General features: G+C 60.0%; 10 protein-coding genes. 9 read left to right on the top strand and 1 reads right to left on the bottom strand.

All coding sequences use genetic code 11. The features are described 5' to 3' along the window. Positions 1-15: 15 nt before the first annotated feature. The 5 genes from ABIQ96_RS19665 (at position 16) to ABIQ96_RS19645 (ending at position 8,058) form a co-directional block, all read left to right on the top strand. The gene (locus ABIQ96_RS19665; protein ID WP_348216346.1) at positions 16-1,467 is read left to right on the top strand and encodes a Wadjet anti-phage system protein JetA family protein; all 1,452 of its coding nucleotides are present in this window, start codon (positions 16-18) and stop codon (positions 1,465-1,467) included. Beyond that, positions 1,464-2,123: a DUF4194 domain-containing protein gene (locus tag ABIQ96_RS19660; RefSeq protein ID WP_348216345.1), complete on the top strand. Its 660-nt coding sequence runs from the start codon at positions 1,464-1,466 to the stop codon at positions 2,121-2,123. The genes ABIQ96_RS19665 and ABIQ96_RS19660 overlap by 4 nt, the downstream gene beginning before the upstream one ends. Continuing rightward, positions 2,120-5,503, top strand: a complete 3,384-nt coding sequence (locus ABIQ96_RS19655) for an SbcC/MukB-like Walker B domain-containing protein (RefSeq protein WP_348216344.1) — start codon at positions 2,120-2,122, stop codon at positions 5,501-5,503. Before ABIQ96_RS19660 ends, ABIQ96_RS19655 begins: the two co-directional genes overlap by 4 nt. Then, a complete protein-coding gene (locus tag ABIQ96_RS19650; RefSeq protein ID WP_348216343.1) occupies positions 5,493-6,740 on the top strand; it encodes a Wadjet anti-phage system protein JetD domain-containing protein in 1,248 nt (415 codons plus the stop codon). Before ABIQ96_RS19655 ends, ABIQ96_RS19650 begins: the two co-directional genes overlap by 11 nt. Before the next feature lie 67 nt (positions 6,741-6,807). Next, the gene (locus tag ABIQ96_RS19645; protein WP_348216342.1) at positions 6,808-8,058 is read left to right on the top strand and encodes a rhamnogalacturonan acetylesterase; all 1,251 of its coding nucleotides are present in this window, start codon (positions 6,808-6,810) and stop codon (positions 8,056-8,058) included. Between the two features lie 4 nt (positions 8,059-8,062). On the opposite strand, the gene ABIQ96_RS19640 is transcribed toward ABIQ96_RS19645, so the two are convergent. After that, positions 8,063-9,073: a LacI family DNA-binding transcriptional regulator gene (locus ABIQ96_RS19640; protein ID WP_348216341.1), complete on the bottom strand. Its 1,011-nt coding sequence runs from the start codon at positions 9,071-9,073 to the stop codon at positions 8,063-8,065. 144 nt (positions 9,074-9,217) lie between these two features. Between ABIQ96_RS19640 and ABIQ96_RS19635 the strand changes: the two genes are divergently transcribed. Genes ABIQ96_RS19635 through ABIQ96_RS19620 form a run of 4 tightly spaced genes read left to right on the top strand, consistent with a single transcriptional unit; the run spans position 9,218 to position 12,072 of the window. Further along, entirely contained in the window at positions 9,218-9,700 is a 483-nt protein-coding gene (locus tag ABIQ96_RS19635) for an MSMEG_0572/Sll0783 family nitrogen starvation response protein (protein WP_348216340.1), read from the top strand. A 12-nt stretch (positions 9,701-9,712) separates the two neighbouring features. Further along, complete coding sequence (locus ABIQ96_RS19630; RefSeq protein WP_348216339.1) at positions 9,713-10,711, top strand: Nit6803 family nitrilase; 999 nt, start codon at positions 9,713-9,715, stop codon at positions 10,709-10,711. Continuing rightward, complete coding sequence (locus ABIQ96_RS19625; protein WP_348216338.1) at positions 10,653-11,801, top strand: MSMEG_0568 family radical SAM protein; 1,149 nt, start codon at positions 10,653-10,655, stop codon at positions 11,799-11,801. Before ABIQ96_RS19630 ends, ABIQ96_RS19625 begins: the two co-directional genes overlap by 59 nt. Beyond that, positions 11,794-12,072, top strand: a complete 279-nt coding sequence (locus tag ABIQ96_RS19620) for an MSMEG_0570 family nitrogen starvation response protein (RefSeq protein ID WP_348216337.1) — start codon at positions 11,794-11,796, stop codon at positions 12,070-12,072. Before ABIQ96_RS19625 ends, ABIQ96_RS19620 begins: the two co-directional genes overlap by 8 nt. Positions 12,073-12,079: the final 7 nt, after the last annotated feature.

Here is a 12,079-nt window from a genome sequence, read left to right as displayed (position 1 = left end):
AGCGCAGCAAAAAGCATGAGCGCGGAGCATCTGTCCACAGCGTTGTTCCGCGAAACGCGGGGCAGCGGCTTCTTCCGGGTGCTTTCGGGGAAAAACGCTCCGTTCTATGTCGATGTGTTGGATTCGCTCGAACACGAAGCCTCGGAACGACCCGACGGACTGGCTCGTGAAGAGGTACTTGCCATCATTTCGGACACGCTCGAGCGGCATCCCGGATTGGAAATCGAGGAGGAAAACGGTTCCCTCGATCAAACCGAACGATCCCAGCGGGAGAAAGCGCGCCTCCTTTTGGATCATCTCCTGAAATGCCGCTGGCTGGAAGAACCGCCGCGTCGCGATTGGCGGCGGACACTTCAGTTCGATGCGCACGGAGCAACCTTGATTGCCGCGCTGCGGAAAATCGCCTGGCCCGACGCCGCGGTTTTCACGGACAAACTGATGGCGGTCTGCGCACTGCTGGCAAACGAGGTGGAGATTTCCGAACGCCCGTGGCAGACCGTGGAAAACTGCCTTTCGAATGTTCGCGAGGGACTGAACGAGCTGCGCTCGATGCAAAAATCCGTGCAACGTTTCACCCGCCGCCAGTTGGAAGAGGACACGTTGAAGGGGAATCTATCTGTGGTTTTCGACGACTACTCGGAGCAGGTTTCCCACGCCTGTTATTCGGAACTGGTCCGCGCGCGCCTCCCGCTGCGGTTGCCGGAGGCCGTCCGGAGAATCGATGATCGGTTGTGCGGTGACTGCGGCACAATGTCGGATATGCAGGTCGAGGTGCTGCGGCGCAATCCCAACATGGATGCGGAAACCGCCCGTGCCAAAGTCAGGAACGCGCTGGACGAACTTTCATCCATGCTCGAACGCGTCCTGCCGATGGCCGACGAGATCGACCGCGGCACGGCGGATTTCTCCCGACGTTCGCTTGCCAGGTTCCGTTACTTGCAGGATGTCACCGGCGAGAGGCGGAGCGAGATCAAGGCGTTCTTCGAGCGGGCGAACTCGCTTCTATCCGGCAAGCGTCTTTCCCATCACGCGGCGGATCTGCCGGAGCTCCCGTCGCCGCGACTGCCGGAGGTGAGACTGCCCGCCGGACTGGATTCGCTCTACTCGCCACCTCAGCGCCGCGCTGCGGCGGAACAGGAGGCATTCGAGGATTCCGCGGAGGATGAGGATCGCGAGAGCGGCCTGGAGAACATGGGCAGGGCGCTGCGGGATTCACTTTCGGTGCTGCGCGCCAACACGTTCGTCGCATCTCTCGATGGAGGAAAAGGCTCCCGCATCCTGAGCGCGGATCTGCCGATCCAAGGTGAATCCGGTTTCACCGACCTCATCTCCCTGCTGCTCCATTCCGAATCCGCCGAGGCGCGCTACCGCATCGTGATGGACCGCACCGAGGACGAGGGGCATGTGCCGGCGCTGGACTCGCTGGAAGGCTGCGTGGTCGAACGTTTTTCCGTGATCAAGAAATGAGCGACGATTTGCCAATCCCTGAAACTCCCGAGGACACGCCCACCTTGCTGCGTCTATCCGACGAAGACCGCGCACGGCTTGGCGAAGCCGTACAGGAGCTGTTGGCCCACGGATCGATCCTCGGGCTCGATGCGGGACGCTCGGCGCTCTATCACTGGTGCCGCCAGTATTTCGATTGGGTGAAAGAGGCCGCCGCGCTCGTCGGTCTCGACGTCGCGCTGATGCATGAGGAGCGCATGGTGCAGGCGATTCCCCGGACATCCGCTTTGCAGATCCGTCTGCGCCAGGATGCCACGCTGGTCTGGCTCGCGCTGTGGTATGCGGGCGACGTCCGCTGGCGTGACGAAGGACAGACGCAGGCGTTTCTATCTGTCGCCGAGTTGAACGGCCTGATCAAGGACCAGCTCCTGCCAGACGCGGCGGGATTGCTAACAATAAAACGCATGAAGGAAATCCTGAGGCAGGCGGCTCGGTTTCACCTCATCCGTTTCGAACCCGCCGAGCCGTTCGAGGAATCCGGCATCGAAGTGCTGCCCGCCATCCGCCGTGTGGTGCCTTTCCGCGATTTGGCAGCGTGGACGGAAACCGCCGCAAGTTTTCAGAAAATCGATGGACCTACGGAAGAGCCTGTCATCATCGAGGAGGAAGAATCATGAGCCGCGCCATCCGTCTGACGAAAATCCACGCGCTGAACTGGTATGGCTATCGCGACTCGCTGCCCGTGGTGGGAAACCTCGTGCTGGCCGGAGTCACCGGTTCGGGGAAATCCATCCTGATGGACCTGCTCATGCTCGTCCTGGTCGGCCCGGAGCGCGCGCGGCATCATTTCAACCGCAGCGCCACGGGATCGAAAAGCGACCGGACGATCAAGGGGTATTGCCTGCTGGATACGAAGCGCGAGGAAAACGGCCAACCGCAGTATTTCCACGACAAGGGCGTGACCACTTACATCGCCGCCGAGTTCACCTGGCCGGATGGGAAGCGGAAGGAAACCTGGGGACTGCGTTTCGAGTTCCGCAACACGTCGGAAAACGACGGGTTCACGACGCCATTCTATTGTCCGGCTTCACTGGAGCGTGAGGATTTTCTAGCAATTTCTCCGGAGGATGGAAAACAACGGACGCGCACGCTCGCCGACTTCAAGAGTCTGATCGATTCGAAGGGCGGACGGCTCTTCACCACCTCGCGCGAGTATCTGCGCGACATGGCGAACCCGAGCCATCTCAATTTTAACAAGGACGTGCTGGAGCGGTTGCTGCCGAGCGCGATGTCGTTCACAAACCTCAAGAGCTTCGATGACTTCTGCCGTCAGTTCGTGCTGCCCGCCGAATCCGTGCCGGTGGAGGATGTGACATCAAGCTTCCGAAACTTCGAATCCTACGAGCGGGAGCTGCGCGAACTGAGATCCCAGTTGGATCAATTGCTGCGTATCCGCGGGCTATCCAAAACGCTCAAGGAAGCCGAGCGCGACCGCGACGTTGCGACCTATCTCGCGGCCGAGCACGCGTGGGAACACGCGGCGGCGGACGTGGCATCAATGGAAAGCCGCCTGACGAAACTGCGCGAGGATTTCGCGGAGGACGAGGCCCGGCTCGCCGAACTAACATCTCTCAGCACTGAGACGCAGCGGCAGCGCGAGCGTTCCATCGCCCTGCTCAACGAATCCACCGAAGGCCGGCTTTATAAGGATCTGGCCGACCGCATCCGCAAGCTGGAGATCGAGATCGAACGGCTCCGCGCGCTCGCCAGCAAGATCGACGGCGGCCTCGCTCATCGACTGAAGGCCGCGCGCAAGTGGATGCAGGATGTGGGGAAAGCGCCGGTGCATCCGTTCGTCGATGTTTCCCGCATGGACGAATCATTGCGTTTTCTCGACTCCTGCGAACGTTCCGAGACCTCCAACAGCCTCGCGTTCCTCGCCACAGCGGCTGATCAGCTTTGCAAACAACTTCGCGATCGTTTCCGCAACGATGCCGAGGAACTCCGGCGCCTGCGTTCGGAAAAATCCGATCTCGATTCGCAAATCGATGCTCTCAAACGCGGCCTCCCACCCGTTCCGCAGCCGCTGCTCGCCGCGCTACGCGAAAACCTCCCCACGCTGCCGGGCGAAGTGCCGCCACGTGCGTTGCGCGAGCTTTGCGAAGTGGAGGATGAAGCGTGGCGTGCGGCGGCTGAAGTCGCGTTCGAAGAGAAATTCGCCGTGCTTGTTGCTTCCGGCCATCACGCGCAGGCGCTCGACATCCTCTCGCGTTTGCCCGCCGCGGATCTGCTGAAAGCCGGACCACAGCGTGTGATTGATTCAGGAAAGATCCCCGCTGCTAGCAAATCCCGCAGATTGAAAAACTCGCTCGCCGAAGTCATCCGCTGCAGTGACGAGACGGCGCAGGGATATGTCGATTCGCTGTTCGGCGAAACCATCCGGGTTTCCACACCTGCGGATTTTTCCCGCCATGATTCCGCCATTCTGCCGGATGGCCTGCACAAGCGAGGCTCCGTCATCACGCGTCCGCAGCCTTACGACGGCCAGCCGTTCATCGGCGAGGGAGGGTTGAAGCGTCAGCTCGAAATCAAGCTCGCGCGACTTGGCGAGATCGATGCCGCGCTGCGCCGGCTTGAGCCAATCGAGCGTGAAATCGAACGGCTCATCGCCGCACGGCAGCAGGAGATTCCCGATCATTCGGACATTTCCCGGGAACTGGTGCGGGTGGAAGAACTTCCTAACAAACAATCGGAGCACGAGGACCTCATGTCCCAGCTCAATGCCATCGCCACCGACGAGATCGCCACTCTGGAAGGGCGCATCGAGGAATTCAAGGAGCAGCTCGCCGCGTGGGATCGCGAGAAAAACGCAATCCTCCGCAAAGGCGGCCACAAGGACATCGAGCAGGCGGAGAAGATGTTGGAATCGCGCCAAAAGGAAGCTTCGGGCCGCGAGGACGATTTCTCACGAGCGAAGCTCCGCATTGACATCAGCGCCCATCTTGAGCGCTACCGTTCATGGAAACAGGAGGCCGCCGAATACACTCCGGCGCTTGATGTCCGCGCCCGTGAATTTACCAAAGCCGCAGCAGCAGCGGAGATTCTGGCCGCAAACACGATCGGCGATCTCAAGGTTGCGATGCTGGATTTCAAAAAGACCTTCCAACCGAAGTTCGACGATCTGCCGGACGACGGCCGCGACACGCAGCCTTACGAACGCGTGCTCGGTCTCATCGAAGACGCTAACATTCCGGAGTATGAAAAAAAATCCGCGACCGAGCGGAAGCGCTGGGAATCGCTCTTCCGCACGCAGGTGCTCAGCCGGATGCAGCAGGCGATCAAGAACGTGGAGAACATCATCTCGCTGCTCAATCACCAGCTCAAGCGCCCCATCGGTCACGACCGCTACAAGATCGACCGCAAGCTGAACCCGGAATTCCGGATCTATCGGGAGTTGATCGACCTGAACGCGCTGCACCACGAGGATGAGCTATTCTTCGCCAGCATGGGCGAAGATCTCAAGGAAGCGCTGAAAACATTCCTAACGACATTGGTAAAGAACGCGAACAGCCCGGACGCCGCGCGGCTGTTGGACTACCGCCAGTATTTCGATTACGACCTGCTCGTCACCGATATCCGCGATCCCGACGGCAAGCCGGTAAGTGTGGACAAACAAAGCGGCAAGATGAGCGGCGGTGAAAACCAGAGTCCGTATTTCGTCGCCATCCTCGCCAGCTATCTGCACGCCTACAACCGCCATGAAACGCGTCGCAAAGAACCGTCTCTGGCGCTGGTTCCCATCGACGAGGCGTTTTCCAAACTCTCCGGCGAACGCATTCAGAACTGTTTGCAAGCGATGGCGGAACTTGATTTGCAAGGCATGTTCTCGATGTCGAGCGGCAACATTCCCTACGCCTTCAGTCAGTGCGACGAGCTGATCGTCATCACGCGGAAAGAGGAGCGCCGGGGCTCGCGCGTGGGTGTGCGCAATGTGCCGTCGGTATTGTTCCGTGACACACCGGAAGGCAGGAAATGGATGGACGACCATGCCTCATGACGTTCCAAGAATTTTGCGGGTGTTGGCGGATTTCTATCGAAAGTCCGCCGCCGGCAGCCATGGCGGTGCCCGGGATTTTATCTGTGATTACGAGCAATTGCTGCGTCACGCGGATTGCCACGATGGCGACGACCGCGAGAAGGCCGAGGACGATCTGAAACGGGCGGAGCTGGAATCAGGGAATCTGCTTTCACTCGACCGCGCCGCAAGATCCGGAATCTATCAGCGCGTTCGTCTGTCCAAGGAGGGCGGCGAGTCGTGGCTTTTCCAACGATTGCGTGAAAGTCCGCCAAGCGGCCAAAGATCGGAACTGGCGTCGTTTTTCAAAGCGATGTCGGATCAGCCGGTGCCGGAAAGCTGGCGGCAACCGTGGCGGGCCTGGTGCGAATCACTGGAGGACAAAGCTGTCATCCAAGGCAGCGTGCAACCATTCAGGCGCGATGATCCTGCTGGAAATGAAGAGTTTCTCAAGGCGCTGCTAGGTGTGATCCATTGGCAGGATGAGTCGCTCATCCGATTCGCCAGCAGCGTGATCTGCGGTGATTCGAAACGCTTGGAAAAACTGGAGAGCAGGTTGATTTCCGCGCTCCAGGCGATCCGCGGTGATGACGTGTGCGCTTTGGAGGACTGTGGGATTTTGAAGAAACCCAGGGCACTGACGTTTCACGGTCCGTTGGTTTTGAAATTCGGAAACGAACGGGTGGACTTCGGATTGCTACCGGGGCCGTGCCGTATTTCCGAGATCAACCTGGCTCAGGCCGATGAGGTGACCACCGATGCGATGCTTTGCCTAACGGTTGAAAACGAGGAGGTGTTCCTCGAACTGGCGAAACGGAATCATGGATGGCTGCTCGTTCACACCAGCTTCCCGGGTTCAGCGGTCCGGCGTTTGTTTGGAATGCTCCGCCCGGATTTGGATTGCCTGCATTTCGGCGACAGCGATCCGGCAGGCTTCGATATCTTGCGCGATCTGCGGGAAAAAACCGGGTTCGCATTCCGGCCGCTGTGTATGAAGTTCCGTCCGGATGATGCGGGGCTTCCGCTGACGGCGGACGAGCGGAAAACAATCGACCGACTTCTCGCCACACCGTTGATGGCGGATGTGCATGCCGAGCTGCGGAAGATGTCACACGCCGGCACCAAGGGCTCGTTCGAACAGGAGTCCGTGTCCCTTGCAGAGGTGATTGGATGCGCCGCAGCGTTGACTTCGTCCGGCTCGGACGACCCTACGGGCTGACGCCCTCGCGTTGTCTGCTCCAAACGGGGGATGTTGGAATCTGTCGGAATGCTGTCATCGTCCGCTTGTGAAAACTCCTCAAGCCCTGCTGATCCCTTTTCTCCTTTCGGGGTTGGCGCAAGCCGAGACGTCCAAGCCGATGAAATTCGATTTCGGCACGGCGGAAACCAGTCCGGGTTTCACGGCAGTGACTTCGGAGGATGTTTACACTTCCGAAAAAGGATACGGCTTCGATCTGGGCTTCCCCGTGAAGGCGGAAAGCCGCGGAAGCAACGCGGTGAAGGGAGATTTTGTCACGGGCGAGGGCGGTTTCTATTTCTCCGTGGCACTGCGGCAGGGAAATTATGAGGTCACGGTTCTGCTAGGCGATCCGGCGGGCAAGTCGGACACCACGGTCAAGGCGGAGTCGCGGCGGTTGATGTTGGAAAACGTGGTGACTGGGGACAAGGAGCAGGTGAGTAGGAAATTCACCGTAAACATCCGCCAGCCGGATTATCCCGGAGGACGCGTCGGACTGAAGGATCGCGAGAAACCTTATCTTCACTGGGACAACAAGCTCACCCTCGAATTCAACGGCCCACATCCATGTGTGGCAGCTGTTGAAATCACACCCGCGCCCAACGCCACCACGGTCTATCTGCTGGGTGACTCCACGGTGACGGACCAACCCTACGAACCGTGGAACTCCTGGGGACAGATGTTCACGCGGTTTTTCAAATCCGGTGTCGCCATCTCCAACAACGCGGAATCCGGCGAGTCGTTAGGCAGTTCGCTTTCCGCCCGCCGGGTGGCGAAGGTGGAGGCGGAGATGAAAAAGGGGGACTACGTTTTCATCCAGTTCGGCCACAATGACATGAAGAGCAAGGCACCGGACGCGTTGCAGAAGTACGAGGAGAATCTCGGGAAAGTCGTTCGCGAAATCCAGCAGAAGGATGCCACTCCGGTGCTGGTCACTTCGATGGAGCGCAAGGGCGGTGTGGAGAAGGACACACTCGGCGGCTATCCGGATGCGATGAAGCGCGTGGCGGAAAAGGAGAAGGCCGCTTTGATCGACCTGCACGCGATGAGCCGCCAGCTCTATGTCGGGCTCGGCAAGGATCTGAACGCCGCGTTTCAAGATGGCACGCACCACAACAATTTCGGCAGCTACGAGATCGCGAAGTGTGTGGTGGAGGGAATCCGGAAGGACAAACTGCCGCTCGCCGCGATGTTGGCGGATGACGTGAAACCGTTTGACCCATCGAAGCCGGATTCAGTTTCCACTTTCGCCTATGCTGCCAGTCCGTTGAAGGATCTAACGAAACCTGACGGGAATTGATCCATCATGGTGTCGCCTTCCAGATGCCTTTGATCAGCACTTCCTTCGGATCCGCAGGGGCACCGAGCCGGTGGGTGTGGAGGCCTTCGACGACGAGGTCGAAGGCGGCGGCTCCGACGGCCTGGAGGTTGCCGTGGATACCGGGCCAGGTTTTCATTTCGTCCTCGGTACGATAGAGGTAGGCGAGGGCGATGTCTTCGGGGACGCGGAGGCCGGATTTGGAGAGCCAGCTTTTCACGGGGAATTTGTAGACTAACAATGAATCGGGGTTTTCGCGTTTGACCCATTTTGCGAAGTCTTTTTCCTCGTCGCCAGCGTGCGGGATGAAGGGCGTGCAGCGGTCCGATTCCGCCTGGCGGGTTTGCCAGTCCAGCGCGCCGCCTGACCAGAGGTAGCCGGAAATACGGTTGTTGAACTCGGGGACGACGAGACCGGTGCGTTTGTAGCCGGCGGCACGCAGTTCGCCGAGGGCGAGCTGGACGTTGAAGAAGCCGTGGAAGTTCGCGCGGTCCACCGGCACCTCGCGGAAATAGGTGCTCAGTCCGGCGACGGTGAATTGATTGATAGAGAGTCCGGCGCGTTCGGTGCGGTCGCGGGAGAATCCTAACAAAACACCGCGGATGCCGCGGGTGAGCAGGGCTTTTTCCAATTTCGCGGCGTCGTAGTGGAAATCGCTCATGGGAAATTCTTCGACCCGGTAGCCGAGTTCGTCGGCACGGCGGCAGATGCCGGCGTATTCCCAGAGGCAGACGTCCTTGGATCTCCACCCGCCTTCGCCATGGTAGTCGGTGACGAGGGCGACCGTACCGACCTCGCCGCTGCCGCCCTTTTTTCTAACGGACATGAGCGCGCTGACGAGCGGGTTCGGCCGATAGCCGAGTTCGGCGGCGAGCTGGTTGACGCGGTCGCGGGTGTCCTTGCCGATGCGCGGATCGCCTTTGAGGGCGCGGGAAATGGTGGATTCGGAGAGGCCGAGCGCTTTCGCCAACGCCGACATGGTGACCCGCGCGTTCATGCCATTTCTCCAAGCAGATTCCGTGCGCAACGATGTGCATGAAATACGCGCTGCGATTTCACCCTGCGGAAAGCGGCTGGCCCGCCCGGTGCTCTATCGATCCCAGTCCGGCGTCCGGACCACAACTCCTAAACCACCACGAACATGCCAAAAGTTGATAAAGAAATGCACAAGGACGGAGACTTTCTCGTCGATTACGAAGAGAAGGTTTTCGAAGACTTCAAGGCCGAGCCGGGCGAGAAAGCGCTCGTCACTTTCCACACCGTCGCCTTCGAGGGATCGATCTCGATCGTGAACACACTGTCCGCGACGCGCCTGCTGCGGAAGGGCTATGAAACATCGATCCTGCTCTACGGACCGGGCGTGACGATGGGCTTCCAGCGCGGTTTCCCGACGCTCGGCGACGAGGCGTTTCCCGGCCATCTCTTTGTGAACCAGCGGCTCGCGAAATTCATGGAAGAGGGCGGCAAGGTCTATGCCTGCCGTTTTTCCACCCAAGCGCTCTATGGGCAAACCGAAAAGGCGTTCATCCCCGGCATCATCCCGATCAATCCGCTCGACGTCCTCGACTGCATCCTTCTGCACAAGAAGTGCAACGCGGTGATCATGGACTCCTGGACTGTCTAACAAAACTATCTCATGAAAAAAATCCGAGCAGCGGCCATCCAGATCGCCCCCGACCTCAACGGCGCGGACGGCACCATCGACCGTATGGTCCGGGCCATCACTGAAGCCGCGGATGCGGGCGTGAAGTTGGCCGTTTTCCCGGAGACCTTCGTGCCGTATTATCCCTACTTTTCCTTCGTCGAACCGCCGTTCGCCACGGGAAAAGCGCATCAGAAACTGTATCGCGAGGCTGTGGAAGTTCCCGGTCCGCTGGCCCAACGACTCTCCCGCGCCGCCGCGAGCCACCGCATGGTGCTCGTGGTGGGCGTGAACGAGCTGGACGGCGGATCGCTTTATAACACGCAGCTCGTCTATGATTCCACGGGTGATCTGCTTTTGAAACGCCGGAAAATCACCCCGACGTTTCACGAGCGGATGGTCTGGGGCCAGGGCGACGGCTCCGGCCTGCGTGCCGTGGATTCCGCCGTGGGAAGAATCGGCGCGCTGGCCTGTTGGGAGCACTACAATCCACTTGCTAGATACACCTTGATGGCCGACCGCGAGGAGATCCATTGCGCGCAATTTCCCGGCTCGATGGTCGGGCAGATTTTCGCCGATCAAATCGAAGTCACCATCCGCCATCATGCGCTGGAGGCGGGATGTTTCGTCGTGAATTCCACCGGCTGGCTCACCGATGAGCAGATCGTGGACATCACGCCGGATCCGCAGAAACAGAAGGCCCTGCGCGGCGGTTGCTTTTCAGCAATCATCGCGCCGGATGGCTCGCACCTTTGCGAACCGGTCACGGAAGGCGAGGGAATGGCGATCGCCGATCTCGACTTCGACCTCATCACCAAGCGCAAGCGGATGATGGATTCCGTCGGCCACTACAGCCGACCCGATTTGTTCGAACTCCGCGTGGATAAAACGCCGCGTCCCGCCCTCACGGAAATTTCAGAAGAAACCAACGCCAATGCAGACACTCGACTTCCCATCCGCCCTCTCCTCGAAGAAGCAATGGTTGCTCGCTGAGCTCCAGTCCGCCGGACTCCGCATCGGCGATGCGCCTTCCACCGCGCCCTCGCGCAGCGGTGGCGCGGGGCCGACCGATCACAAGGCAGTCACGGTGTTAGGCACCACGATCATGGTGCCGATCCACACGCGTGGCGCGGCTTCGTCACCGTTTTTGGTCGGACCTGTGAATGCGGCGGGCGTCGCGTCACTCTATCAGGGCGATGAGCAAATCCTGAGTGTCCAGTTTCCACCCGAGCCGAAATTCTACGGAATGACCACGGCGGACGGCGTGCCGTATTGGAAAATCGCGCAGCTTCATTCGCAGCGTGTGCTCGCCACCACCTTGCTGCAAACGTGTATCCGCTATGGAAATTCCAGCACGCGTTGCCAGTTTTGCGCTATCGGTGAGTCGCTCAAGGCGGGCCGCACAATCAAGGAGAAGTCCCCCGCGCAGCTCGCCGAAGTCGCTGCTGCGGCGAAGCGTCTCGACGGCATCGACAACGTCGTCATGACCACCGGCACCCCGCCGACTTCCGACCGCGGGGCCGCCGTGCTCGCCGCCGCCGCCTACGCCATCAAGCTGGCGACGAACCTGCCCATCCAGGCGCAGTGTGAGCCGCCGGATGATTTCCACTGGTTTGTGAAACTCCGTGCCAACGGCGTCGATTCTCTCGGCATGCATCTCGAAGCGTGGGATGAAACCGTCCGCCACAAAATCATGCCGGGAAAAGCCGAGGTGCCGATGTCCTACTACATGGAAGCATTTTCCGCCGCCGTGAAAGTCTTCGGTCGCGGCCAAGTCAGCACGTATCTGCTCGCGGGACTCGGCGACACGGTGGACGGATTGCTCGAGGGCTGCCGCCAGCTCATTTCGCTCGGCGTATATCCTTTCGTCGTGCCGTTCGTCCCGGTCACCGGCACGCCGCTCGCCGGCCACGCTCCGCCGACCGCGGAGTTCATGAAAGCCGTGCTCTCTCCGCTCGGCGCAATGCTCACCGAAGCTGGCATGACTTCTGATACAGTGAAGGCTGGCTGCGCGAAATGCGGAGCCTGCAGTTCTCTTTCCTCGTTCGAAAATCCAACCCAAACCACCTGTTCCAATGCCTGAAGTCACATTCACCGCCGAACTGCCGGACGGCAGTTTCCAGCCATGTTACTCGCCATCCACCGTCGTGAGGAAATACTTCAAGACGGGCCAGCAACTCCCTGCGGATGAGTTCATCCGCTTGTCCCGGATCGCCCTCACCGAGGCGTCCGACCGTGTCCGCGAGCGATTCGGATTCTCCTGCACCTCGGCCTATTCCTCGCTCTCGGAAATCGAGCGCTGGGCCGGTGCCCTGCCGCCGGACACTCCGGTGCTGATCTCCCACGTCAGTTAGAAATCCC

The sequence above is a fragment of the Luteolibacter sp. genome (assembly GCF_039920825.1).
Lineage (GTDB): Bacteria > Verrucomicrobiota > Verrucomicrobiia > Verrucomicrobiales > Akkermansiaceae > Luteolibacter.
The sequence above is the reverse complement of the archived record's forward strand: the minus strand, read 5'-3'. Positions and strand labels throughout refer to the sequence as shown.

Excerpts from the sequence above, each read along its gene's own strand:
- ABIQ96_RS19650 (WP_348216343.1), top strand. The coding sequence starts at position 5,493 with ATGCCTCATGACGTTCCAAGAATTTTGCGGGTGTTGGCGGATTTCTAT.
- ABIQ96_RS19640 (WP_348216341.1), bottom strand. The coding sequence starts at position 9,073 with ATGAACGCGCGGGTCACCATGTCGGCGTTGGCGAAAGCGCTCGGCCTC.
- ABIQ96_RS19655 (WP_348216344.1), top strand. The coding sequence starts at position 2,120 with ATGAGCCGCGCCATCCGTCTGACGAAAATCCACGCGCTGAACTGGTAT.
- ABIQ96_RS19635 (WP_348216340.1), top strand. The coding sequence starts at position 9,218 with ATGCCAAAAGTTGATAAAGAAATGCACAAGGACGGAGACTTTCTCGTC.
- ABIQ96_RS19625 (WP_348216338.1), top strand. The coding sequence starts at position 10,653 with ATGCAGACACTCGACTTCCCATCCGCCCTCTCCTCGAAGAAGCAATGG.
- ABIQ96_RS19630 (WP_348216339.1), top strand. The coding sequence starts at position 9,713 with ATGAAAAAAATCCGAGCAGCGGCCATCCAGATCGCCCCCGACCTCAAC.
- ABIQ96_RS19665 (WP_348216346.1), top strand. The coding sequence starts at position 16 with ATGAGCGCGGAGCATCTGTCCACAGCGTTGTTCCGCGAAACGCGGGGC.
- ABIQ96_RS19660 (WP_348216345.1), top strand. The coding sequence starts at position 1,464 with ATGAGCGACGATTTGCCAATCCCTGAAACTCCCGAGGACACGCCCACC.
- ABIQ96_RS19620 (WP_348216337.1), top strand. The coding sequence starts at position 11,794 with ATGCCTGAAGTCACATTCACCGCCGAACTGCCGGACGGCAGTTTCCAG.